At 46.4% G+C, this 24,560-nt stretch carries 27 protein-coding genes; 16 read left to right on the top strand and 11 right to left on the bottom strand.

Translation table 11 applies throughout. The features are described from left to right. Positions 1-8: 8 nt before the first annotated feature. Positions 9-245, bottom strand: coding sequence for a DUF3820 family protein (locus tag ACFS25_RS23575; RefSeq protein ID WP_381505905.1), 237 nt, complete (start codon positions 243-245; stop codon positions 9-11). Between the two features lie 336 nt (positions 246-581). On the opposite strand from ACFS25_RS23575, the gene ACFS25_RS23570 reads away from it, so the two are divergent. The 5 genes from ACFS25_RS23570 (at position 582) to ACFS25_RS23550 (ending at position 4,917) form a co-directional block, all read left to right on the top strand. Further along, positions 582-1,130 (top strand): DinB family protein, encoded by a 549-nt coding sequence (locus ACFS25_RS23570; protein ID WP_381505903.1) that lies wholly within the window; start codon positions 582-584, stop codon positions 1,128-1,130. Between the two features lie 152 nt (positions 1,131-1,282). Continuing rightward, positions 1,283-2,671 (top strand): DUF4403 family protein, encoded by a 1,389-nt coding sequence (locus tag ACFS25_RS23565; RefSeq protein ID WP_381505901.1) that lies wholly within the window; start codon positions 1,283-1,285, stop codon positions 2,669-2,671. Between the two features lie 34 nt (positions 2,672-2,705). After that, positions 2,706-3,503 (top strand): M90 family metallopeptidase, encoded by a 798-nt coding sequence (locus tag ACFS25_RS23560; RefSeq protein ID WP_381505900.1) that lies wholly within the window; start codon positions 2,706-2,708, stop codon positions 3,501-3,503. Positions 3,504-3,517: 14 nt separating this feature from the next. Next, the gene (locus tag ACFS25_RS23555; protein WP_381505897.1) at positions 3,518-4,186 is read left to right on the top strand and encodes a 3-keto-disaccharide hydrolase; all 669 of its coding nucleotides are present in this window, start codon (positions 3,518-3,520) and stop codon (positions 4,184-4,186) included. Positions 4,187-4,311: 125 nt separating this feature from the next. Continuing rightward, positions 4,312-4,917 (top strand): DUF1684 domain-containing protein, encoded by a 606-nt coding sequence (locus tag ACFS25_RS23550; protein WP_381505894.1) that lies wholly within the window; start codon positions 4,312-4,314, stop codon positions 4,915-4,917. Positions 4,918-4,977: 60 nt separating this feature from the next. On the opposite strand, the gene ACFS25_RS23545 is transcribed toward ACFS25_RS23550, so the two are convergent. From ACFS25_RS23545 to ACFS25_RS23535, 3 genes are all read right to left on the bottom strand, one after another. Further along, a complete protein-coding gene (locus tag ACFS25_RS23545) occupies positions 4,978-6,033 on the bottom strand; it encodes a methyltransferase (protein WP_381505893.1) in 1,056 nt (351 codons plus the stop codon). 113 nt (positions 6,034-6,146) lie between these two features. Beyond that, positions 6,147-6,830 (bottom strand): hypothetical protein, encoded by a 684-nt coding sequence (locus tag ACFS25_RS23540; protein WP_381505891.1) that lies wholly within the window; start codon positions 6,828-6,830, stop codon positions 6,147-6,149. 404 nt (positions 6,831-7,234) lie between these two features. After that, positions 7,235-8,581 (bottom strand): D-arabinono-1,4-lactone oxidase, encoded by a 1,347-nt coding sequence (locus tag ACFS25_RS23535; protein WP_381505889.1) that lies wholly within the window; start codon positions 8,579-8,581, stop codon positions 7,235-7,237. 165 nt (positions 8,582-8,746) lie between these two features. Between ACFS25_RS23535 and ACFS25_RS23530 the strand changes: the two genes are divergently transcribed. The 3 genes from ACFS25_RS23530 to ACFS25_RS23520 all read left to right on the top strand — a co-directional run bounded on the left by ACFS25_RS23530 (position 8,747) and on the right by ACFS25_RS23520 (position 11,648). Then, positions 8,747-9,760 carry a bifunctional heptose 7-phosphate kinase/heptose 1-phosphate adenyltransferase gene (locus ACFS25_RS23530; protein ID WP_381505887.1) on the top strand — a complete coding sequence of 338 codons (1,014 nt, stop codon included), beginning with the start codon at positions 8,747-8,749 and terminating at the stop codon, positions 9,758-9,760. Then, positions 9,753-11,024, top strand: coding sequence for an AGE family epimerase/isomerase (locus tag ACFS25_RS23525; protein WP_381505885.1), 1,272 nt, complete (start codon positions 9,753-9,755; stop codon positions 11,022-11,024). Before ACFS25_RS23530 ends, ACFS25_RS23525 begins: the two co-directional genes overlap by 8 nt. A gap of 141 nt (positions 11,025-11,165) precedes the next feature. Further along, a complete protein-coding gene (locus ACFS25_RS23520; protein ID WP_381505883.1) occupies positions 11,166-11,648 on the top strand; it encodes a Cif family virulence factor in 483 nt (160 codons plus the stop codon). 71 nt (positions 11,649-11,719) lie between these two features. On the opposite strand, the gene trxA is transcribed toward ACFS25_RS23520, so the two are convergent. Together trxA and ACFS25_RS23510 are read right to left on the bottom strand one after the other, a co-directional pair. Further along, a complete protein-coding gene (gene trxA, locus ACFS25_RS23515; protein WP_381505881.1) occupies positions 11,720-12,025 on the bottom strand; it encodes a thioredoxin in 306 nt (101 codons plus the stop codon). 22 nt (positions 12,026-12,047) lie between these two features. After that, positions 12,048-13,340, bottom strand: a complete 1,293-nt coding sequence (locus ACFS25_RS23510; RefSeq protein ID WP_381505879.1) for a bifunctional 3,4-dihydroxy-2-butanone-4-phosphate synthase/GTP cyclohydrolase II — start codon at positions 13,338-13,340, stop codon at positions 12,048-12,050. 302 nt (positions 13,341-13,642) lie between these two features. On the opposite strand from ACFS25_RS23510, the gene ACFS25_RS23505 reads away from it, so the two are divergent. The 3 genes from ACFS25_RS23505 (at position 13,643) to ACFS25_RS23495 (ending at position 17,053) form a co-directional block, all read left to right on the top strand. Next, the gene (locus tag ACFS25_RS23505; RefSeq protein WP_381505876.1) at positions 13,643-15,523 is read left to right on the top strand and encodes a gliding motility-associated C-terminal domain-containing protein; all 1,881 of its coding nucleotides are present in this window, start codon (positions 13,643-13,645) and stop codon (positions 15,521-15,523) included. 83 nt (positions 15,524-15,606) lie between these two features. After that, positions 15,607-15,939 carry a YbaB/EbfC family nucleoid-associated protein gene (locus ACFS25_RS23500; RefSeq protein ID WP_381505873.1) on the top strand — a complete coding sequence of 111 codons (333 nt, stop codon included), beginning with the start codon at positions 15,607-15,609 and terminating at the stop codon, positions 15,937-15,939. Between the two features lie 82 nt (positions 15,940-16,021). Next, positions 16,022-17,053 carry a glycosyltransferase family 2 protein gene (locus tag ACFS25_RS23495; RefSeq protein WP_381505870.1) on the top strand — a complete coding sequence of 344 codons (1,032 nt, stop codon included), beginning with the start codon at positions 16,022-16,024 and terminating at the stop codon, positions 17,051-17,053. Between the two features lie 51 nt (positions 17,054-17,104). On the opposite strand, the gene ACFS25_RS23490 is transcribed toward ACFS25_RS23495, so the two are convergent. Then, on the bottom strand, positions 17,105-17,326 hold the full coding sequence (locus tag ACFS25_RS23490; RefSeq protein WP_381505868.1) for a PspC domain-containing protein: 222 nt from the start codon (positions 17,324-17,326) through the stop codon (positions 17,105-17,107). 340 nt (positions 17,327-17,666) lie between these two features. On the opposite strand from ACFS25_RS23490, the gene ACFS25_RS23485 reads away from it, so the two are divergent. Next, positions 17,667-17,873, top strand: coding sequence for a cold-shock protein (locus ACFS25_RS23485; protein ID WP_381505866.1), 207 nt, complete (start codon positions 17,667-17,669; stop codon positions 17,871-17,873). A 104-nt stretch (positions 17,874-17,977) separates the two neighbouring features. On the opposite strand, the gene lysS is transcribed toward ACFS25_RS23485, so the two are convergent. Next, complete coding sequence (lysS, locus tag ACFS25_RS23480) at positions 17,978-19,750, bottom strand: lysine--tRNA ligase (RefSeq protein WP_381505863.1); 1,773 nt, start codon at positions 19,748-19,750, stop codon at positions 17,978-17,980. On the opposite strand from lysS, the gene ACFS25_RS23475 reads away from it, so the two are divergent. From ACFS25_RS23475 to ACFS25_RS23465, 3 genes are all read left to right on the top strand, one after another. Beyond that, positions 19,749-19,895, top strand: a complete 147-nt coding sequence (locus ACFS25_RS23475; protein WP_381505861.1) for a hypothetical protein — start codon at positions 19,749-19,751, stop codon at positions 19,893-19,895. The genes lysS and ACFS25_RS23475 overlap by 2 nt on opposite strands. A 65-nt stretch (positions 19,896-19,960) precedes the next feature. Then, positions 19,961-20,824 carry an SPFH domain-containing protein gene (locus ACFS25_RS23470; protein WP_381505860.1) on the top strand — a complete coding sequence of 288 codons (864 nt, stop codon included), beginning with the start codon at positions 19,961-19,963 and terminating at the stop codon, positions 20,822-20,824. Between the two features lie 89 nt (positions 20,825-20,913). Further along, the gene (locus ACFS25_RS23465) at positions 20,914-21,108 is read left to right on the top strand and encodes a ribbon-helix-helix domain-containing protein (protein WP_381505858.1); all 195 of its coding nucleotides are present in this window, start codon (positions 20,914-20,916) and stop codon (positions 21,106-21,108) included. A 21-nt stretch (positions 21,109-21,129) separates the two neighbouring features. Here ACFS25_RS23465 and ACFS25_RS23460 read toward each other — a convergent pair whose 3' ends face one another. Then, entirely contained in the window at positions 21,130-21,921 is a 792-nt protein-coding gene (locus tag ACFS25_RS23460) for a type III pantothenate kinase (RefSeq protein WP_381505855.1), read from the bottom strand. Between the two features lie 105 nt (positions 21,922-22,026). Beyond that, positions 22,027-22,734, bottom strand: a complete 708-nt coding sequence (tsaB, locus tag ACFS25_RS23455; RefSeq protein ID WP_381505854.1) for a tRNA (adenosine(37)-N6)-threonylcarbamoyltransferase complex dimerization subunit type 1 TsaB — start codon at positions 22,732-22,734, stop codon at positions 22,027-22,029. 366 nt (positions 22,735-23,100) lie between these two features. Here tsaB and ACFS25_RS23450 point away from each other — a divergent pair, with 366 nt between their 5' ends. After that, positions 23,101-23,769, top strand: a complete 669-nt coding sequence (locus ACFS25_RS23450) for a TetR/AcrR family transcriptional regulator (protein ID WP_381505852.1) — start codon at positions 23,101-23,103, stop codon at positions 23,767-23,769. 83 nt (positions 23,770-23,852) lie between these two features. On the opposite strand, the gene ACFS25_RS23445 is transcribed toward ACFS25_RS23450, so the two are convergent. Then, the gene (locus tag ACFS25_RS23445) at positions 23,853-24,476 is read right to left on the bottom strand and encodes a hypothetical protein (RefSeq protein WP_381505849.1); all 624 of its coding nucleotides are present in this window, start codon (positions 24,474-24,476) and stop codon (positions 23,853-23,855) included. Between the last annotated feature and the right edge of the window lie 84 nt (positions 24,477-24,560).

Raw genomic sequence — 24,560 nt, 5'->3', positions numbered from 1 at the left:
CCTGCGTTTTACACGTTCTTTCTCAACTCAATAAGCAAGTGCTCTAAGCCGTTCAACCTGATTTCGTACATAGTTTGTAATAACATGCCCAGCTTACCCGTCGGGAAACCTTTCTGCGCGAACCATTCTAAATATGCTATTGGTAACGCCTTGATCAACTGCCCTTTGTATTTACCAAACGGCATTTGATATACCAGTAATTCTTTTAATAGTTCGGGGTTGCCGTGAGGCTGTTTTTCATTCATGTGATTTATTCATTTTGCCACGTCAACGCAGGCTGGAATTAGGCAACGGCTGATTCCGGTAGTCGGATTGTGCCAGCATTGCGTCAATACCCGGCAGCGATACCCGGCGGTATGGTAAATTTATCGCGAATTTGGCCAATTATAGTGCCCGAATAGGCTACATTGATGCAGAAAGATAGCCGAAAATGGAGTAGCGGGCAAGCAAACTCAGTAGCTTCGTCTCTCCCGAAACTTTTGTAGGAATAAACGAAAATTTATAGTCGCAGAAACGGGTTTTTAGACCGAATGCGGGTAACTGTCAATGTATCAATTAGTCACTAACCAATCAATGAACCAATGATTACTAAACTACCTGTACGATTCCTACTAGCCCTTGTAAGCTTATTCTGGGCATTTTCGGCTGTTCAGGCCGCTAAGCCACTAATAACAGTTGCTCAGCTTATGGCTGAGTGGCAACGGGCTAAGGAATACACGAAAGAGTATTTAGACGCTATGCCCGAAGACGGTATGGGGTACAAACCAACGCCCGAAATTCGCAGTTTTGCCGAGCAAATGCTTCATCTGTCCAATGCGAATTATAACTTTGGAGCTACTGCCAGTGGTAAAACAAATCCGTTTCAGGGAAAAAAAATGGAGGAAATGGCCGATCTAAAAACGAAGACTGCTCTGACCAAAACCGTTATGGATAGCTACGATTTTATGATTGATGCGGTTAAAGGGCTAAGCGATGCGCAACTGGCCGAAACGGTAAAAATGGGACCGCGTGAAATGACCCGTGAACTGGTGTTAGCTAAGGCTTTTGAGCACCAAACGCACCACCGGGGGCAATGCACTATTTACATTCGCATGAAAGGTGTCAAGCCACCGAACGAAAAATTGTTTTAGACCCAAAGAAGGCTCGCCAGTAGCGAGCCTTCTTTGGTTGTTCTGGTTGGACGCAGAGTCTGGCAAATGAAACATATGGAAAGAACGAAGGTTATTAGAAGATAAATTTCAGCAGATGCCTTATTTTCAAGGCTTATTTGCTTTCAGTTTTGATGAAGAAATTCCCACCCTTACTTTATTACTCAATTAGTCTGGTATTCATTTTGCTCATGGCACAGTGCCAGAAGATAAAACCTCAGCCACCTAAAGCGGAAGGTTTTGACCCACCTATTCCTTCCACCATTTCGTATGTGGCCGGACCGATTACGTTTCAACTTAGGGAATTGGAAGAGAAAATTAACCAGGAGCTTGACCCCGTACTGGTGGGTAAAGAGTCAAAAGACGGCAAGGTGAAAGGTATAGTTTCACTTCGGGTAAAGCGCCTGGGCCGGGTACATGTCGAGTATGTCGATGAGCAGATAAAGCTGTCGGCTCCTTTGCAGATGTGGCTAACGAAACCATTCAGCAAAGACACGACACCACCCGAAAAGCCATTTTGTGTTATACAGGTCAATTTCAAAACTCCACTGACTGTAACACCAAACTGGCGACTGGCAAGTCATACAACATTCACTGATTACAACTGGCTTGTTCAGCCTGAATTTCGCCTATTGGGTAAAGAAATTTCATTGACTAACATGGCTCAAAATATACTGGAAAGGCACAAGACGGCTATTGAAGCAGCCATTGATTCAGCGGTTTACAACGATTTGCGGCTTGACCAGATGGTAAAACCCATTTGGCGTGATATGCAGAATCCGCTGCTGATTGACAAGAACTATGGGCTGTGGCTGGTACCTAAACCCATTAGCATAGCGGCAGGTCCGGTTAGTGGTGATAAGAACCAATTGACCACCCATATTCGGATTGCTCTAGAGACGCAAACCGAACTGAAACCCAAATCGCCGGAACATGCCAAAACACCATTGCCCATTTTGCAGAAAAGGGAGCAAGTCTCACAACGGTCAGAATTACACCTAAGGAGCTTTATTCCTTACGCGGATATCAATCGAATGATAGCCTTGACCATTACTGATAAAAACAAAAAATTCGCGCTTGGCTCCCTTACCATCAAGAATGTGTCGGTTTATGGTGGGCAGCGATCTGTAATTGTCAAAACAGACGTTAGTGGGCTGCTGGATGGGACAATTTACCTGCGGGGGCGCCCTACATTTGATACGCTCACGAATACACTACGGGTTACTAAGCTGGATTTTGATTCCGAGACGTGGAAAGTGTTGTCGAAAAGTTCCAACTCAGTTTGGCATGAGGGACTGCGCAAACTGCTCGAAAGCTTACTAACGATCTCCTTAGGCGATGATATTGCGAAGTTGCCTAGTGAAATCGATAAAGCGTTTGAGAAAGGGAGTGCCGGTAAGAAGACCGATCTGGGGATTAAAGCATTTCGGTTTACACCCCAGAAAATAGCCATTCGACCCGACGGTATTCAGGCGCTTATTAACGTAGAATCGAAAGTAAAGGTAAACGTTAACCAGTTGTAAATCAGGATTTATCTTACAAAAAGATAATAAAAAAATGATTTTTCTACTTAGTATAATTGTCCTTATAGTAGGCTGGTTTTGCTGGCGATATTGGCGACGGAAACAGCAAGATGCCGTGCCCTTGCCAACCAATTATCCTCAATTATTGCAAGAACACGTTTCCTACTATCAGTCGCTGAGCGACCCGAAAAAGAGGTTATTTGAAGATCGGGTGAATCATTTTCTGCACCATGTCCAAATTGAAGGCGTGGGCACTACCGTTGATGATCTCGATAAGGTTCTGGTGGCTAGCAGCGCTATAATTCCCATTTTTGGCTTTGATGATTGGTCCTATTCGCTGACCAGTGTGCTTCTCTATGAAGGCAGCTTCAACGCAGATTACCAAACCACTGGTGAGGACCGGAACATTCTGGGAATGGTGGGTGAGGGCGGTGCTTTACAGAGCACAATGGTGCTGTCAAAACCCGCACTTCACGAAGGATTTGCCAACGAAACCAGCAAAGGGAATACGGGTATTCATGAATTTGTTCACCTGCTCGACAAGGCTGATGGCGCTACTGATGGTTCACCAGACTATCTTCTTGGGAAAGACCACATTAAGCCCTGGCTACAACTCATCCATAAAAACATCCACGATATTAAAGCCAATCATTCGGATATTAACCCGTACGGAATCACCAACGAAGCCGAATTCTTTGCCGTTGTATCGGAGTATTTCTTCAAACGTCCTGACCTGCTTCATGAGAAACACCCGGACCTGTTTGTCAGGTTAGAAGAAATTTTTCGTCAGAATCCAATGGCCGCTGACAAAGCAGTAGGGCAAGAAAAATAACCACTTTAACTTGTATGAGACCGATTGTTATTCTTTTTTTGTCCCTGATTGCTCCTTTAGCTAAGGCTACTCCACCAGGGAAACAACTGCTCTTTAATGGTAAAAACCTGACTGGCTGGTATGTTTTTCTTGAAAAACGGCAAAAAAATGAAGATCCAGCTCAGGTATTCACGGTAGAAGACGGCCTGCTGCATGTATCGGGTAAGGAGTTCGGCTATATATGCACTGAAAAGATATATCGCAATTATCATCTGACGGTTGAGTTTAAATGGGGAGCTAACCGCTACCCACCCCGCGAGAATGCCAAACGCGATAATGGTATCATGTACCACATACCAGTTCATACGGAGGATCGGGTTTGGCCTGTTGGTATTGAGTGCCAGATTCAGGAAGGCGATGTCGGCGATTTCTGGCTGGTAGGCGGAACCACGATTGAAGTCGATGGGAAACGCAATCAGCCCGGTCCCTGGGTACGGATGGCCAAAAAACGCGACGCCGAAAAACCATTCGGTGAATGGAACCGGGTAGAAGTGATTTCGAAAGATGGTACCTGTACGCATATTGTCAATGGTGTAACAGTTGCTACGGGCATTAATCCTAGTGTTAGTGAGGGCAAAATCCTGCTCCAAACGGAAGGGGCGGAGACCTATTTTAGAAAAGTAGAGTTGGAGGAACTGAAGTAAGACTAATCACTAACGAAGGTAGGAAAATAGAGTAAAAGCGGATTCGGCATGCTCGGCTTTTACGTATCTTTGGTGGAAACAGCAGTCGTCAGATAGCTCGTTTCGCTCCATTTAATTACCTACGTATGCGCTTTTTGTTATTGCTGGTTACGGGCTTCCTAACTACGGCCGCGATTGCCCAGACGCCTTTTGCTGACCAGCTTGCCAAACATCGTGAAACATACAAAAAGGATTTGCTGGCATCAGCCGGAGGCCCTGTGAAAGAGGAGGGAGATTTATCATACGTGCAGTTTTATGCACCCGACTCGACCTATCGCGTAACGGCTACGGTGCAGCTCACGCCCAAAGCCGAGCCGTTTGAGATGCCAACCTACAACGGGAAAACAAGACCGCATGTATCCTATGCGTTACTGTCCTTTATGCTCAATGGCAAACCACAGCAGTTGACGCTTTACCGGAATCTAAATGTGATTCGGCTGCCGGAATACCGTGATTATTTGTTTCTACCGTTCAAAGATGCTACATCAGGAAAGGAAACCTATGGAGGAGGCCGGTATCTGGACTTGCGCACGGGCGAGATTCAGAATGGCCATGTAACACTGGATTTTAATAAAGCCTATAATCCCTATTGTGCTTATGAGGAGGGCTACCCCTGCCCAATTCCGCCCAAAAATAACGTGTTATCGGCACCCGTCCATGTGGGAGAGAAAGCATACGGTAAAGCACATTGATGGATTGGTGTTTCACCTCAGATTTTATCTTGCAATCTGAGGTGAAACACACCTGAGGAATTACTTCCGCGCCCAAATCAACCCATAGTCCATTTGCGTCGGAATATTTTCTGAAGTCGGTTGCAGACCTGCTTGTGTGAACCAGATTCGGTATTCGGACCGGCTGTAACACCGACCTTTGGTTCCCCAAAATAGCTGGGCCGAATAGTCGGTAACGGGAAGTGGACCATCCAGCGTATCGTTCAGGAATGCATCATGTACCCATAACTCCCCACCGGGACGCAGAGCTGAAGCAAAGCGATTGGCCAAGGTTTGGCAGGTTGGTGTCGGCCAATCGTGGAAGAGGCTGGCGGCTAACAAGATATCTGTTTGCGGAATTACATCGGTCAGCATATCACCCGGTGCTAATGTCACCCGCGCTTTCACCCGGTCGGCTCCCGGACGACCGCTCCGACTAAACTCATCCAGCAATTCGGCGGCTACGGCGAGCACTGCCGGTCGGTCCAGCACAGTAGCTGTTGACGTAGGGTTATTCAGTAGCCATTCGTAGGTATAAAAACCTGTACCTCCGGCTACATCGAGCAGATGACCTTCGCGCTTCGATATATTTGCCGCTACGATGGGCGAAAGATGTCGGGCGCGTCCAGCCAGGCCCAGGGTGAATTTTCGAGCCAGTTTAGTATCGTCCATTGGAGAGGGACCTTCACCTTCTTTTACAAACGAAATTCCTTCCGATGCATCTAAAGGCCCGTCGTTTCTGAGTCGAGTGACCATTTCAAGGACCCCCAAATCATCTTTTTCCAGACCTGTGTATCCAGTCAGATTAGGCGTTTGGTCCTGGGTCAGATAGCGGCCTAATTCCGTGATACGAAGTTTTCCTGCGTCGTCATAGTGTAGCAATTCCATCGCGCAGAGCGCAGGAAACAGTACCATTGCCGGACGCTCGCTTAACTGGAGTCGGTTGCTTATCTCGGATAACGAGAGCGGACCCGCGCTTAATTCGTCGAATACATGTAGATGATGAACGGCGGCAAGTAGCAAACGTGAACCAAACATAGCCCGCAGGTGGCGAGTAATGGGCGCAAGATCAAGTTGGATGGTACTGGAGTTAGGCATTACGTTAGTCTTTTTGTGACCTGACCGGCAATCCGGGCGAACGTCAAAGGTAACGGCTGATCCAATCTTTTTTGAAACCTGTAACTCGGAAAATCCAGTTTCTTCTCCATTATCTAGTTCATCACGTCAGGAAATCCTTTGGCCGATGCTGTTTTTGACTCATGCTGCACCAACGAATTGTAGCGGTCTATTAGCACGAGACGCCCTAGTATCGTCCGGTCATTAATGTTATGATCCCGTACATACTGGCGTAATTCATGATCGTATGTCGTCATCAGGGGTTGATAAATGTCTGAGTAAAACCGATCCATTTCTAACAAATTGCCCGCATCGTAGACGAAATAAACGAAGAGGTCATGATTCTGCGCCATTATTGGCTGGTCGGTAGAGTAAGACGGATGGCTAAACATACGCTTCAGTAAACCATGCGGTTGTCGTAGTCGGCGAACGACGGCCAGCGGCCCGTCCACACAAATCTCCAAAAACACCCGATTTGTACGGTCCTTATCAATTGGTTTTACGAGGGAAACGAAATTTCTGCGTTTGTGCTGGTCCATGTCAAACCAGCCAAACTGGGAAACCTGATTGGCTGAATAGGTATGTAACCGCCCATCGGATTGACGAAGTAAGACCATTTCAGCCGACCAGTTATAGGCCACATCACCCTCTAGAATCATTTTATTCCATAGAACGAGGTGACCATTTTGCCAAATGATTTTTGGTTGATTTGCCTGAATAGAGCTAACAGAGAAAAGTACAATTAATGCCGTATAAGTAAACTTGCAAATCGTTTTCATAACTAAGTTGAGTAGGTTGTATAAGTAGATTTCTTCAGTAGTTGGTTTTAGCATACCGCTGCACGAACTGAAGTATCTACACCACTATAATCACCTTGTAAATCCTTTGTTGACAGCTAATGAATTATCCTATTGCTGATTTTTTAATTATATATAGATTGTGTAGACTTAATAAAAGAAAAGGACAGAATTATTATATTTTCTCTTTTCAGGTTAAAAATAGCGCGTATGCTATATCTATTTTACGGTTAGTAATTAATTTATCCGGATTGAGTGATATAGATATAATGCAAAAAAAAGACGCCCCTTTATGGAGCGTCTTTACTGCGTTTCTTTTATCAGTGGTCCGGCTAAATGATTAAAATTGGACCAACAGCACAACAGGGGTAGAGAACGACTGTTTCTCAGCTACCGTAAATGGTCGAGTCTAAGAAAGCGTTGCGGAACTTACCTTTTGGATCATACTCTTTAACCAGTTGTTTAAACGCTGGCAACTTTTCATAGCGTGATTGCAGCTGTGCCGGAGCCATCGTAAATAACTTTCCCCAGTGCGGTCGGGGGTTGAAGGGAGCCAATTCTTTTTCGATCATTGGCAGCACCTTTTTGACAGAAGCCCAGTCTTGCTTCCAGGTAAAGTGAATAGTTAGGCTAGGCTGTTTATAACACGGACTCATCCAAAGGTTGTCTGCATCGATGGTGCGTAATTCAGAAATCATCAGATGCGGGCTTATATGCTCACGCAGCCGCTCAACGGCCAAAATAGCTTCGACTGCGTTTTTGCGCGGGACAAAATATTCTGATTGCAGCTCCTTACCGCTGCTTGGTGTAAAGCCCATACGGAAGTGGGGCATACGCTCGTACCAGGGACCAGGTACGCCCATCTGTTCGGTACAGTTTATGGCTGAGAGTTCGGCAATAGGGTGCAGATTCTTTTTAGCTAACGTCGCACCAAAATACTCCGGTTTAGCCTCTAGCTTTATACCTTTATCGATGCGTCGTTTTATCCACACTTCGTTGACGCGATTTTTTTGCCAGTCCGTGAACAAGCTAACGCTGTAGCCACCCGATACAATAGCCTCAAAGTGATCTTTGAGTTGCGCCATTGGCAGGTTTTCGTACACATCTTGCCGCATCATAAAGGTTGGCTCAATATCGAGTGTAACCTTCGTAACAACGCCAAGCGCTCCCAGATGAACAACAGCAGCCCGAAACGTATCGCCGTCTTTAGCGCGGGATAAGGTTCGTACTTCACCTGCGGCTGTAATGATTTCCATTGCCGCCACCGCCGTTGATAAGTTTCCATTTTTCACGCCCGAGCCATGCGTTGCCGTAGCACAGGCTCCAGCGATAGAGATGTGAGGTAATGAAGCCAGATTATGTAAGGCAAACCCTTTTTTATCAAGATAGGGGGCCAATTGACCATATTTCATACTGGCGTCAACCGTAACAGTGCGTGCCTTTGGATCCAGCGAAATCACTTCGTCCATTGCCTTGAGCGAAAGCAGATTGTCTTTGCTATCGGCAATTCCATTGAAGCAGTGACGACTGCCCAGCACCTTAAGTTTACTAGTTTTTTTGACGAACTCCTGCACCTGTTCAAGCGATTTGGCGGGGTACAGCCGGTCTGTACTGTACTGGTAGTTTCCAGCCCAATTTTTTAATTTATCATCGGCTATCCAGCTCACCAGTGGCGACAATATAGGCGTGGCCAGTAGCGTAGAAGACAATTGGATGAATGTTCTTTTTTTCATGGTTACAGGGTTTTTGCTAAACGTAAGCTAAACTAATTGGATAACCTGACAAAGTAATTGCATACAAAGCAAAATCAAGAAAAGAGTCGGAAAAGCCAGTTTGGTGAGTAGCCAGCGTACAGGAACTTGTTTTATAGCTTCAAGCTAAATTCGAGCCTGACCTACATGACAACCTCCGAAATCAACGCCCTTTTTCACCGATTTTCAACCATAAATGTAGGCGTCATCGGCGACTTTGCCCTCGATTTATATTTTACCCTGCAAACACAAACCGGCGAACGCTCTCTGGAAACCAATCGGGACGTATTTTGGGGGAGCCATCCCAAAGCCTCCCTTGGAGCAGCAGGCAATGTTGTTCAGAATCTGACGGCACTGGGCCTATTGAATTGTCAGGTAATGGGTTGCGTTGGGAATGACCTGTTTGGTCGGGAGATGCAGCACCTGTTTAATTCCCTGGGGGTGAATACGCAGCACCTGCACACACTCGATACTAGGTGGGATACCTGCCTATATACCAAGCCTAATCTGGACGGTCGGGAAGCCAACCGGATTGATTTTGGGATTGCGAATGAACTTCCCGACACCTTTTTTTTAGATCTAATAGCCGCTCTGGAACAGGCGCTTGTGAAACTTGATGTGTTGGTTGTCAATCAACAGTTTGCTAATCCATTATTTACCAAAAAACGGGTGGCTGTGCTCAATGAGCTAATAATCCGTTTTCCGAACGTTCGATTTTTGGCTGATATGCGCGACGTCGGAACGCTGGTTCGGGGCGCTACCCTGAAAGTGAACACAACTGAACTGGCCAACTTTCTGGCTGTTACCGTGCCTGATGTACCAGACCTGTATTGGTGTATCAGGCATGGTAACAGGTTGAGAGAAACGAGTGGCGGTCCACTATTGATTACACGCGGTCAGGCGGGTATTCTGTATCTGGATGACCATGAAATGCAGTCGGTAGAGGGGTTGCCACTCCGGGACGAACTCGATACGGTTGGCGCAGGCGATACCGTTGTGGCGACCTGGGCAGCTTGCTTGGGCGCCAGGGCCACGCCAGCGGAGGCCCTACAGATAGCTAATCTGGCGGCTGCCGTAACCGTCCAGAAACTGAACCAGACGGGTACGGCCAGCCTGTCAGAAATTCTTGCTTTGCGTGATACTTACCATCTCCATGACTAACGAAACTCTACTACAGCATCGCCGGGAACTACACACACACCTGACCGACGAGTTACTGCCTTTCTGGACGGCGCGCACTGCCGACCGCGAAAATGGTGGCTTTATCACTCATTTTGACCAATACGGACATGATTCTGGCGAAGACGAAAAATCACTCATTGCCCAAACCCGTTCCATTTATACGTATGCCTCGGCGCATCGCGCGGGGTATGGCGAGGGAGCTCTGGCTGAGTTGGCGCGTCATGGTGTAGAGTATCTGCTGGCTCACATGTGGGACTCTGAACACGGTGGTTTTTACTGGATGACGAACCGAAAAGGAGAGGTGCTGAATGATCAGAAAATTGTGTACGGACAAAGTTTTGCTGTCTATTGTCTGAGTGAATACACCTTGTCTACAGGCGATCCGCGTGGGGTTGAGTATGCCCAAAAAGTGTTTGATCTCTTACAGAAATATGCTTCAGATACGAGCCACGGTGGTTATTTTGAGATGTTTCACCGAGACTGGACATTGAAAGGACCGGGCGCAGCGGGGGGAGATCGTAAAACACTCGATGCCCACATGCACCTGATGGAAGCCTTCACGAGTTTGTACGAATGTACCCGCCAGACGATTCATCGCCGGAAACTGCTGGAAGTAATCGACCTGCTGACTGGCAAAATTATGCACCCAATCTATGGCACGGGTGTGCCGCAGTTCTGGGCTGACTGGCGCGTGGCTCCCCAAATTAAATTTGATGTTATCTGGGGCTGGGATCGTTTTACCGAAGATGGTGTTAAACGAGAAGCCGAAGATAATACCAGTTACGGTCACAACGCCGAGTTTGCCTGGTTGCTACTTTATGCGCTCGACGTGCTGGAGATTCCCCACAAGACCTACCAAACGCAACTGCTGAATGCATTTTCTCATGCGGTTGATTACGGCGTGGACTGGGAATTTGGGGGCGTTTTCGTTGAAGGGTCTCACAGTGGTAACGTGTATGATCGGGAGAAAGAATTCTGGCAACACGCCGAAGTGCTCATCGGGTTTTTAGATGCCTACCGAATTTTCGGCGATGAAAAATATTGGCGGGCGTATGAAACAGTGCACCGATTTGTAATGGATAAAATGGTCAATCATTCGTTGGGGGAATGGTGGCCTTTAATGACCCGGCAGGGTGTTCCAATATGGACGCACATGAGTCATTCCTGGAAAATCAATTACCACACCGTTCGGTCTATGGTCCAGTCCATTCGTCGGATTGATAACCTGCTGATTATATCTTAGTTAGCTTATATTGTATATATCGATGAGAAAAAATGGTAACATATTTCAGGTCTATTGATAGTAATCTAAAAGTACAAAATAATATTTGTTTATTATAACCTACTTTTTTACCTTGACCGTTGAATCAACTTTCTTACGGTCATGAAAACGTCACTTTTAGTAACCGCTTTAGTGTTGAGTACCGTCATTTTTGGTTGGGCCCAAGCCGACAACGAGGCTATCAAGCGTGTGTTGCGTAGCGAAACTGAAGGCTTTTTTAAGCGTGACAAAGCAGAATGGTCGAATGCATGGGCACATACACCTTACATTCATTTTGCGGCCAACCTGTATGGAGGAGATTTTATGCTGGTGAAAGGCTGGAATAAGCTGGAGAAACAGTTTGCCAGCCAGTTTAAAAGCTCAAAAATATCGGATAAGGTCGCCGTGCGAAATTCAAACTATACGATTCATCAGAACGGTAATATGGCTTTTGTTGCCTACGATCAGACACTCATCGACAGTCATGGCAAAACGACATCGAAGGAATCAAGAACACTTGAGAAACTTGATGGTCAGTGGAAAATTATTAATGTGACGGCGCTTACAAACCTGAAAAGTTTTGGGTTAGCGCAAACATCAAAATGAATAATTTAACACAGAAACGGGGCACGCTTATTTTGAGCGTGCCCCGTTTCTGTGTTAAATTATTATTGGTTTCACCCACCAAACTGCTTCACCAAACCCTCTAGTGTATTCAGCGGCTGAACGCCTGACTGCCGCCAGACAATCTTGCCATCTTTAAACATTATCATCGTTGGAATGCTCCGAACCTGATATTGCTGGGCAGCCGCTTGAGCTTTGTCTACGTCGATTTTAACGACGCGTACTTTGTCGCCTGCGCGCTCCGTAAGTTGTTTCAGAATAGGGGCCTGCTGTTTGCAAGGCCCGCACCAATCGGCGTAGAAGTCCACCAGGACCGGTTTATCGCCGTTAATTAAGTCTTTAAACGACTGCTTGTTCATCGCTGTTGAGTTTTATGGGTGGTTATTGTTCCTCATTAACCGGCTCGTTCATAATGGTATGACCCATTTTGTCGCGCTTTGTTCGCAAATAGCGTTCATTGTGCGGATTCGATGGGATCTCAACGGGTACTGTATCCACAATCTCCAGCCCGTAGCCCATTAAACCTGCCCGTTTTTTGGGATTATTCGAAATAAGCCGAAGTTTACGTATGCCGAGGTCACGCAGAATTTGCGCCCCTACACCATAGTCGCGGGCATCCATTGGCAGGCCCAGGTCGAGGTTAGCCTCAACCGTATCGCGGCCCATTTCCTGAAGTTTATACGCCTTCAGTTTGTTGATCAATCCAATGCCACGTCCCTCCTGAAACATGTAGACTACCACACCTTTGCCTTCAGTTTCAATTAATTTCATGGCGGTATGAAGCTGCTCTCCGCAATCGCAACGGCACGAACCGAAAATATCGCCCGTAACGCAGGACGAGTGAACACGTACCAACACGGGCTCATTCGGTGTCCATGTGCCTTTTATGAGCGCAAGGTGTGTATCGCCGGTGTTGCTTTGTTTATAGGCAATCAGGTCGAAATGGCCCCACTTGGTCGGCATATCAACACCGATTTCGCGCCGAATCAGTGATTCCGTGCGGAGTCTGTATTCTATCAAATCCTGAATACTAACGAGCTTCATGCCAAAGCGGTCGGCCAGTATGCGCAGTTGCGGAAGCCGGGCCATTGTGCCATCTTCGTTCAGCACCTCAATGAGTACACCTGCCGGTGACAAACCCGCTAACCGGGCCAAATCAACGGCGGCTTCGGTATGGCCCGCCCGACGGATAACTCCGCCTTCAACGGCTCGTAGCGGAAAAATGTGCCCAGGTCTGCCCAAATCGTCGGGCATAGTGCTAGGGTCAACCAGTGCCTGAATTGTTTTGGAACGGTCGGAAGCTGAAATACCGGTTGTGCAACCATTCCCCAGTAAATCGACCGATACTGTAAATGGTGTTGTATGAACAGACGTGTTGCTACTCACCATCATAGCCAATCCCAACTCATCGCAGCGTTCCTGGGTGAGCGGAGCGCACATAAGACCACGTGCTTCGCGAACCATGAAATTAACCATTTCGGGCGTAATCATCTCGGCTGCGCAGATCATATCACCTTCATTTTCGCGGTCTTCATCATCCACTACCAGCACAATTTTGCCCGCCTTAATGTCGGCAATGGCGTCTTCGATGCGGTCTAGCCGAATGGGGGAGGGCTCAATGGTACTTCCCATATCTTCGGGAGTAGTTTCAGAATTGGTACTATTATTGCTCATCTTTTTGGTTGATGCGTGTCAGTCCAAGTATCTTTGGTAGGCAGTTACCCAGTTCGATTTAAACTGAAAACTGATTTTAAGAAAGATACGTTTCGCTGGACGCGAAAATGTCCGCTGAAGCCGTTTCCAAAGAATAGAAACGACTTGTGTATACGAACGATAAAAATTTACTCTTCGTGCGAATTTTACGATTGTGGCCTCCTGAAGCTAGGGTGAAGACCGGATGGTTGACTGGATTGATACTTGTTCTTTCTTCTTTACTCAATCATTCATTCGCTCAAGATCCAAATAACAATTATTGTGTGAACCCTCAGGGAGCGGCCAAGGGTGGGTTTACTCTGGACAAAGTAAGAGTGTGTGTTGGATCAGCTGTAACGGTTACAGGTGGTGTTCCCGCTGGTTTGGCGAATATTGGGTATATAAAGGAATATGACGGCAAAGGAATTCCAACCAATAATGAATCAGGGCCGAGTTTTCAGTACACTAAAGCTGGTACTTATACTATATTACAAGTAGGCACTATAAATGGATTGAGGGCACTAGCCTGCCAGACCGTTACCGTTCTTCCTGTCGATCCCATTAAGTTTACTGCGCAAGCTTGTTTGGGCCGCAGGGCAACTATAACGGTCGATGCCTCAACGTTAGGCCAGTATGATACATATGTTATTCGGTGGGGCGATAGCCCCCCTGAGTATAAAAGCCGGGCAGATATGCTGGCTGGTCCTGCCCATACGTACAATCCAAGTTATAATAATGTCACCGTAACTGTTCAGGGGGTATATAATACTGTTAATTCTTCTACATGTGGAAGCGATGAAACCCCTCAAACAATTACTCTGTTAGCTGCTGCCACCCCACCGATTATTACGACATTAACTACCACCAGCGACAACTCTATTGAACTCAAGTATCAGGCCAGTACAGGAGTTTCGGTCCAACTTTACCAGAAAGTAAATGGGACGTTTACGGCAACAGGTCAAAACGGTACGGGAGCAGGTACATTTACCGTTCAGACAAATGCCAAACAAGTGCAGTGTTTTCAAGTAGTAGCTCAGGATGCCTGCAATAGCTCAACGGCAAAATCTGATGAAGTATGCAGTCTGGTTCTGGATGCTAAAGCCACCAACAAACAGAATGACCTGAGCTGGCAACCTTATGCCGGTACAATATCGGCAACAGCTCAGTTTCGATACTACCGGCTTACCCGTAGCAACTCACCCATTGGCGGCACTATAACAAACCAAAGCACGGGCACTTATCCCGACGCTAACACGATTGTTTGCGGCACGCAATATTGCTATAACATCGAAGCTACTGTCGGGCCAACTACAATTAAATCAAATCAAGCTTGTGCAGTTGGTATTAACGGCGATAAGCCGGGCGATGTGGGGAGTGTTATCGTCTCTATCGAAAATGGCCGTCCGCGATTAATTACAACGCCACCAACCACCATTGGCCCAACGGATAGTTATACCATGATCGTGAGCCGAGCATCCGGTCCGTCGGGAAGTTTCCAGGCTGTTGCTGCCCTCGACCGGAAAAGTACATTTACCGACGATAATGCTAATGCATCGGCTGGTTCGTACTGCTATCAAGTCACTTATCAGACCAGTTGTGGTCTAACATCGTCACCATCGAAGGTAGTTTGCACTGTATTTCTGGACTCGAAATCGCCCACTGGCATCGACTGGAATGCTGAGCCTCCATTCGCGCCGGAGTCAGTAGATAACTACACGCTGGAAGTAATCGACTCGCTGAATGGTACGAAGCGTGAGATTCAGGTTGGCAGCAACACTCATTACGAACCCGATCCAGACGACCCCAACCTGCAATCGCAGAAATACCGGGTAATCGCTGTCTCAAGTGGTGGTACGATTAGCTACTCCAATTTTTTTACTTTCCGGCGCGAAGCCAAAATTCTGGTACCGGATGCGTTTACGCCCAATGGCGATGGTGTGAATGAAGAATTTCTGGCCAAAGGAATTTACGTTGACCAGTTCTTGATGAATATTTACAATCGCTGGGGAGAAGTTGTATTTAGTGCAACGAATAAAACTAAAGGCTGGGATGGTACCAGTAATGGGCAACTGGCACCCGCCGGGCAGTATATGTACCGCATTGAGGTCGTAGACTTGACCGGTTTGAAAACTGTTCGTACCGGCGCGTTGTTATTAATACGATAAAGTCAGTAAGTTGCTGAGGCAAGTACTACTTGCTAATCGTATCAACCGCGCGGGCGGTCCCGTTACCAATTACCTAGTCAAATATGAACATGATGGATATGTTCGGGAAGATGAAGGAAGTTCAGTCCCGAATGAAAGATGCCCAGGAAAACCTCAGCGCCATTACCGAAACGGGTGAAGCGGGGGCGGGTTTAGTTAAAGTGACCGTTAACGGGCTGAAAAATGTCCTGAAAATTGACATCGACCCCGATCTAATAAAGCCTGATGACCGGGAGATGTTGCAGGATCTCATTGTGGCCGCTACGAATAAAGCACTGAGCAATGTAGAGACGAAAGCCCGTGAGCAGCTGCGTCAGGCTACCGAAGGGTTATTGCCAAACATCCCCGGCCTGAATCTGGATGGGCTGATGCAATAAAGAGTTCGTAAGTTTGTACCGGGATTGTGCCGCCAGTCGGTTCATGTCTCCGGTGCAACTTTACAACCTGTAGACTTAATTAGTGGATACCCTTGCCATTGTTATTCTTAATTACAACGGGCAACCGTTTTTAGCCAAATTCCTTCCTGCGGTACTTGCCAACGCCGATGGTCACCCGGTTTACGTAGCCGATAGTGCCTCTGTGGATTCATCGGTATCGTTTCTCAAGGCTACTTTCCCCACCGTTCGCGTTATTGAGCTTCCCCGCAACGATGGCTACGCTGGCGGCTATAATCTGGCCCTCGACTATATTCGAACACATTATGGAGGTGCTACCTACTATGCCCTGCCTAACTCGGATATTGAAGTAACGCCCGGCTGGTTATCACCCGTGCTGGCCCTTTTAAACGCTAATCCGCAAATTGCTGCCTGCCAGCCCAAAATTCGATCCTATAGCCAGCGCGACTTATTTGAACATGCGGGAGCCGCCGGTGGCTTTGTCGATTGGTTAGGCTACGTTTTCTGTCGAGGGCGGGTTTTCGCTACGTTCGAGACGGACAATGGGCAGTATGACGATAACCGACGCGTATTCTGGGCTACGGGAGCTTGTCTATTCGTTCGGGCCGAGGTGTTTCATCAGACCGGAGGCTTCGACGCGTCGTTTTTTGCACACATGGAAGAGATTGACTGGTGCTGGCGTATACAGCGGCTTGGTTATGAAGTCTGGGCCTGTGGGCAATCGACGGTGTATCATGTCGGTGGGGGCACACTCCATAAATCCAATCCGCACAAAACCTACCTGAACTACCGCAATAGCCTGTTCATGCTTTATAAGAACTGGCCTGCCGATAACTGGTTATGGCCTAAGATTTTACTGCGTTTGGTACTCGACGGACTGTCGTCTTTATTATTTCTGAAAGTCGGGCAATGGCGTGATGTTTGGGCAATTCTGCGGGCTCACTTTGCCTTTTACGGTCAACTACCGCGACTCTACCGCCAGCGGAGACTGCTGCAAACCCAACAAACGACCAAGGTGCATTTGTATCCGCGTAGTATCGTCTGGCAATACTTTGCGGAGGGTAAAAAGACGTTCAAAGAGATTTGTAATGTATGATATAGCCTGTGTTATTTTCGCCAGTTTACGACATCCTATAGTTTACTCTTCCTATAATTCCCAGATAGTCGGGTGGGCGTGTCGGCGCAGATGTTTGCTCATCTCCATCCAGAATGCCAGGATAAGATACAGAATAACGGGTGAGCCGAGCGTTAGAAATGAGGTGTAAATGAAATAGAGTCGAATGCTACTGGCTGAAATACTCATTTTCTCGCCCAGCCGGGAACAGACACCAAATGCCTGACTTTCAACGAAATACCTGATTTTATTCATGTCTTTAGCTTGCGAAGCGTATTTGTAAATGTTTACTGCAATCAAGGGATACTAACGGCTTCATTTAATAGATTGTTTGCCGTTTGCACAAAAAGTCAATATAAACTTAACGAAAATATCGAAAAAGTGGGGGTAATCTACTTGAAGTCACAACATTTTTCTTTTCTTTGTGTCGTGACGCCGTTGATAGCTTACAAATGCTGTTCTCGCCTTTATAGTTAACAAATGTCGCTGATTTCCAGCTAAGTATCTTACTCGCTAGGACACTCTACTGTCAAATTCACGATTTTTGTTATCAACTGCTCCCTTAAGTGTTTAATTGTTAAATTGTTTAAGTTTTATGCAAACAGGTGTAGTAAAATTCTTTAACGAAAGTAAAGGTTACGGATTCATTGTTGAAGACGATACCAACCGGGACATCTTCGTCCATATTACCGGTCTGAACGGTATTACCCTTCGAGAGAAAGACCGGGTTCAGTTTGAAGTGGTTGACGGCAAAAAAGGACTAAACGCCGTAAAGGTGAAAAAAATAGAATCGGGCTATTGAGCCCCGGAACGTCTGAACAGAAAAGAATAACCCGCACCTGATATTCAGGTGCGGGTTATTAGTTAGTGGAGGCTTCGCAGGTTCAAGAACCGGACGCCATTATACTAAAGCTCTAGCCAGCTTTTGACCTCATCGAGTGTTGGCATTTTGGCTTCCAGCTTCAACTTCTTGCGTACACCACCTAAGTCGTTAAACAGTTTGTTGGGATTAGCCGCCCGGAGTTGGTCTACGGTTAGAAAGCCCAGTTTCTGCACGGCCGGAATCCATTCCACCGCAACACCAGCCGCAACGAAATCGCTCTCGTCCGATTGCTCCTGCTTCTTCTCAGGGCGCATCTGTGGGAAAAACAGGACATCCTGAATAGAAGCCTGATTGGTCATGATCATAGCCAGACGGTCGATACCCAAACCTACACCCGCCGTTGGTGGCATACCGTATTCGAGTGCCCGCAGGAAATCTTCGTCCAAGGCCATCGCTTCTTCGTCGCCCCGTTCGGCCAGGCGCAATTGTTCCTCAAAACGCTCGCGCTGGTCGATAGGGTCGTTTAGCTCGGAGTAAGCATTGGCAATTTCCTTCCCATTACAAATAGCCTCGAATCGTTCTACCAAACCGGGTTTAGTACGGTGCTTCTTGGTTAATGGCGACATCTCAACGGGGTAGTCGGTAATAAACGTCGGCTGTATCAGGTTAGGCTCGCAGGCATCACCGAATAACTCATCGATCAACTTCGATTTGCCCATTGTGCTATCTACTCGAATACCTCGTTGTTCAGCTACCTGCCGCAAGTCGGCTTCGTCCATTGCCGAAACATCTACACCCGTATATTCCTGAATGGCTTCGAACATGGTAAGCCGTTTCCAGGGGCGCTTAAAATCAATAATATTTTCACCAACGGTAACCTTTGTGGTGCCCGCTACATCCAAGGCTACTTTCTCCACCATCTCCTCAATGGTGTCCATCATCCAGAGATAATCCTTGTAGGCAACGTAAAACTCAACCTGCGTAAATTCGGGGTTGTGGGTACGGTCCATGCCCTCGTTCCTGAAATCTTTAGCGAACTCAAATACCCCGTCATACCCCCCAACAATTAATCGTTTCAGGTACAACTCGTTGGCAATACGCATGTACAGCGTCATGTCGAGGGAGTTGTGGTGCGTACGGAAAGGCCGCGCGGCTGCTCCGCCATGAATGGGTTGCAAAATAGGCGTTTCAACCTCCAGATAACCTTTCTCGCTCAGAAACTGCCGAATCGAATTGACCAGCTTAGACCGTTTCACAAAGACATCGCGTACCTGCGGGTTCACGATCAGGTCAACATAGCGTTGACGATATCGTTGTTCGGGGTCCGTAAAGGCATCATAGGTTTCCTTTTCGCCTTTCTCGTTCACGACTTCCTTCACTACCGGTAGGGGGCGCAATGACTTATTCAGGATTTTGAACTCCCGAACGTAGACCGACAATTCGCCGGTTTTGGTGGAGAAAACATTACCCCGGATACCAACGATGTCACCAATGTCCAGTAGTTTTTTGAAGACCGTGTTATAGAGCGTTTTGTCCTCGCCGGGGCAAAGGTCATCGCGTCGGAAATAAAGTTGTAGCCGTCCCGTTGAGTCCTGCATTTCGGCAAAGGAAGCACTACCCATGATGCGAAAGCCCATGAGCCGCCCGGCCAGTTGAACATTACCCCAGCGTTCGTCGCCGGAGAGATCCTGTTCCGGTTCAATATCTGAGCCAGGGCCATCCGGCTGAAAAGCCGCCCGAATATCGGCGATGGTCGTGTTTACGTCAAATAGCTCGGCAGGGTAGGGGTCAATACCCATCCGCATTAATTCTTCGCGCTTTTGTCGGCGATTTATTTCCTGTTCACTCAGCTGCATGATAGTCAATGAGTCGGTCAGCCAGCAAGCCGACCAGTATTTTGAGGGGGCAAAAATAGTGAAAAGGATTGGCCTTTATAGTGATACAGGTAAAGAAGCCGTTGGTGGAGTTGCCAGACCGTTCTACCAATTTATTACGAAGTGACAGAATTACTATCTATCATTGTGATATCAAAATGATATTACTTATCTGAACTAACTTTTACGGTCATGCAGGAGAAAAAGCTTACGTCCGTTTCCGGTTACCTGTTTTTATTAGTTGCCTTGTTGTGTTTTGGTTTAGCTGGTGTTGCTTTTTTTACGCTATTCGCAGAGTACGGTCCTATTCCAGGTCTTTTACTAATATTTATCGGTTTTTTCATTCTAAAAGGCATCGTCATTATTTATCCGAAGGAAGGAATGACCGCTACCTTTTTTGGCGACTACGTCGGATCTATTAAAGAAACGGGCCTACAGTGGGTGAATCCGCTCTATAATAAAACAAAGATCAGCCTGCGCGCCCGTAACCTGAACGGGCAAACCCTGAAGGTCAATGACAAAATGGGTAATCCCGTTGAAATTGCGGCTGTAGTGGTTTGGCAGGTGAAAGACACAGCTAAAGCGTTATTTGAGGTTGACAACTACGTGAATTTCGTGCAGATTCAGTCCGAAGCAGCCGTACGGAAATTGGCCAATTCCTACGCGTATGACCATATGGAAGACGAAACCTCGTCGGTAACACTGCGCGATAGTACCGGCCAGATTAATATGTTTCTGGAACAGGAATTAAATGAGCGGCTCGAACGGGCAGGAGTCGATATTATTGAAGCCCGCGTTAGTCACTTAGCGTATTCATCCGAAATTGCCGGGGCAATGTTACAACGTCAACAGGCATCGGCTATGATAGCCGCCCGTCGGCTAATTGTTGAGGGGGCCGTTGGAATGGTTGAAATGGCTTTGGAACGCCTTGAAAAAAATGGCGTAATTGCGCTGGATGAGGAGCGAAAAGCGTCTATGGTAAGCAACCTGCTTGTCGTACTGTGTGGCGAAAAGTCAGTTAGCCCAGTTATCAATGCAGGAACATTATACAACTAAAGCAGAAAAAAACTAAAGGGAAGAGGGGCAGGGATGCTTTAGGCAATCCCTCGTTCTTTTCTTTAGTTTTTTCTGTATCCTCCTTTTTTATGGCTGCTGAAAAAAAAGCATTTGTCTTACGGATTCAACCCGAAACGCTGAAGGAACTAGAACGGTGGGCACAGGAAGAATTTCGAAGTGTGAATGGCCAAATTGAATATTTGCTTAGTGATGCGTTACGTAAACGAAAGAAGCGAAGTCCAGATTCGGCTGATGATGAATTAGCAAACCAAACGGAGGGGTAACCGGGCTGCTCTGACATACGTTTATTTTTGCGAAACTGTTTTCTGCGAAGCTGTTACTAGTTCGCCAATTAATCGGATTCCATCCAGTGTCAGAGATGGCACTACGTCGGTAAACACGTCGTGCAAAGAAGGAATACGACCCGACAAACCACCAGTGGCTACGGCTATACAGTCGCCGTTTAGTTCAGCCTGAATCCGACCAACCAGTGAGCGTACCAATCCTTCGTAGCCTAACACTACGCCCGCCTGAATAGCGTGGGTGGTGCTGGTGCCGAGTGCAGATGAGGGCACTTCAATTGGCACTTCGGGCAGTTGTGCTGTGTTGGCAAACAACGACCGAATGGCTGTTTTAAGACCTGGTGCAATAGCCACGCCAAGTAGTTTACCCGTACCTGACACGGTTGTGAACGTTAGGGCCGTACCAAAATCCACTACAGTACAAGTACGTCGGTAGCGAGTATAAGCTGCCAGTGCATTAGCGACTAGGTCAGCCCCAATTTCGTGCGGACGTATAATCTGGATAGGTAAGAGCGGGTAAATATCGGGTCCTACTACCACGGGTTCAAATCCGAATAATTCAGCCAGCATAGTCCGCATAGTGGGCGTCAAATCGGGCACGACGCTGCTCAAAACAGTCGTTTCTATAGAACTTAGTGAAATGCCTACCTCTAGTAACCAGAGTCTTAGGCGACGCTCGTACGATTGGGTTGGCTCATCAAGCCGGGCGGGTGTCCGCCAGATGTATTGCCAGGTTGTTAAGTTGTAAAGTCCGAAAACGGCGTCGGTATTACCAATATCAACGATAATCTGCACGAGTGGAGGAGATAGTTAGATAGTTGCCGGGGCGAAATAAGGAGAAAAACGCCACATTATCACGTTATCAACGCAGTCATCCAATTCTAACGGCTTTCTTGCTGACTAAAATAATGTCTTTTTAGATGGTATAGCCATGAAATCTTTCAGATAAAATGGCTCAAAAGTGGCTATATTCTCGAACTGGCTCTGAGTAAAGGCTGATAGTGCTAATTGCCCAACCGTCCGGGCTGAAGGCAATATGTTCACATCCGGGAAAATGGCATTAGGGTGAGTACCTATAATTGCGCGGCATTTTGCCGCCCCATCGCCGAAAAAGACAACCGGCTTTTGCTCCAGCCAGTTACCAAACGATTGTTCATCAATGATTTTGGCAGATGTTTTTTGGACTTCCCGGCCGGCGGTGTCATAAAGCGCGCAATAGACTTCCATTCGTCTGGCATCAATCATTGGACAGAGCAAGTGTTCAGTTGAGAAATATGAACGGATCTGTTCAGCCATTGCGGTTAAGGTGTTAATGGCCAACAGCGGTTTATCTAAGGCAAAACAAAGTCCTTTTGCCGTTGAGACACCAATGCGCAACCCCGTGTATGATCCTGGTCCTTTGGCTACGGCGATAGCATCTAACTGAGCTAATTTGTAGCCAGCCTGAGATATAACGTCGCTAATAAGTGTAGTGAGCATCGCTGAGGAAGTCCGCTCTGTAAATAGTTCGTAGCAGCCAAGTAATGCGCCACTAGTCGGGCTGTTACTTCGGTGCAGAGCAACGGAACAGGCTGTAGTGGATGTATCGAGGGAAAGAATGAGCGACATGATTCTGAACAATAAATAGAGCTTTAGAGTAATTCCTACTAGTAAGATTTACAATTTCCCTCAAGTAAATAAACTGATAAGATAAAGCAACAGTACATATAATGTGGTATAAATAGCCTTATTGTTATCTTTTTTTCTAATAGAAATAGCCATTATCACCACAATGATACGTAAACTCTACAAGGATACAAGTTGGCTTAATAATGAATGTTAACTATTTAATTGTCAGACTGTTATCAATTATAATTTTGCTGAAGCTAGTTAGTTATAATAGAATACTTAAAATAAAAAGTTATTTTAAGGTGACTTTTTGTTAACTATAACTTCTACATTAGCAGTATATATCTAAGTTGGCTCAGATTATAGATGGAAAAAATTAGAAGAAATCGCGCAGAGACCACACAGCGCATCGTTAACGCTCTTGAGGATGTACTGGCTGAGCAAGGTCTCGAGGGAGCCAGAATCAATCAAATCGCCGAAAAGGCAGGTATCAGCAAAGTGCTTATCTATCGCTATTTTGGTGGATTAGATGGGTTAATGGAATATTATGTCCGAGCGGGACGAATGTTCCCCCGTTTCACTCCAGCAATGCTGGATCAAATTCGTCCAATGCATCAGGACGATCTGGCGAAGGTCTGGTATCGGCAGGCAATTCAGATGTTTCGCTACATGCGAACCTCGAAAGCTGCTCGTGAGGTATTGAAGGCAAACGTCATTGAAAATGATCCCACTGCTGACGTAATTAGTAAAGCACAGGATGATGAATTGACTCGTTTGGTTAACCAACTTTCATTTATAGAGGGTCCAGACACGCAGGCAATTTCAGCGGTTATGCTTGGGGCCCTATCATATTTGACTATTCAGGCCCAGAACAACCATACAATGGTTGGTATAGATTTGCGGAGCGAACAAGGATGGCAACGTATTGAAGGAGCCGTTAAAGTCATTTATTTGTCATTAAATAAAATGGCTGTTAACACACAGGCTGTAAAGCTCAGTGGTCAGGCAAAAGCCCAACCAGCGAGCCAATGGTAAACCTCCATTGATAGGAATACAAACGGCACATAAGAAAAGCTTCTATATCTAACGGGAGCTTTTTTTATGTGCCGTTTGCTATTTTAAAGCAATGAAAAATTGAGCATATCACGACCAAATTGCTGAATTAATGCTTCTATTTGTTGGGCCTGCTGAGTAGAAGGATATTGTTTATTTGTCATAAATTGGCTTAATAGCTCTTGCGAGATATTAGTTTGTTCAGCCAAGTAGGTAATTCTGAATTGTTGAAAAAGCTCTCTCAGAAGAGTTAGGTCATATCGATAATCAAATACGAAATCATCTGGAATGACCTTTTGCGTGCGGTCTTGCGTATGGAGGTAGGTCGTGAACTCCTTCAATTGTAAACTCAGCTTTTTGGCAATTGCTTCACGGGTGCTTCCAGAGACAACTGCTAACAGCCCTTTTTGCTCGATACGCCCCCATAACTGACCACCTTGTTTCTCTAACACGACTGTTAGTGGAGATACTTCCCTGGATTTCTGGCAAGCGGTATCATAAGAGGTGGCTTTTGGTGTGTAGCCAGAACGAAATATAGTATCTAACGTTCCTGACGGCACCTGCCCCATGCTTTTCAGTGGCAATACAAGGTGTTGATCCGCAAAACTATATATGTAACATGTACTGCCTTTATAGACTAAGGCATAGCCTCGGCTTTGTATGGTATTTATTGAGATTTGTAAATTCATAGTATATAATTCATGTATTTTGCAAATATGCAAATTTTCGAAATTGATGTATATACCAGACAACCTTAAAGATATTATTTAATA

It is taken from the genome of Spirosoma flavum (genome assembly GCF_042686045.1).
GTDB classification, from domain to species: domain Bacteria; phylum Bacteroidota; class Bacteroidia; order Cytophagales; family Spirosomataceae; genus Spirosoma; species Spirosoma flavum.
Note: the sequence above shows the minus strand (reverse complement) of the source record. Positions and strands in the feature narration are given on the sequence as shown.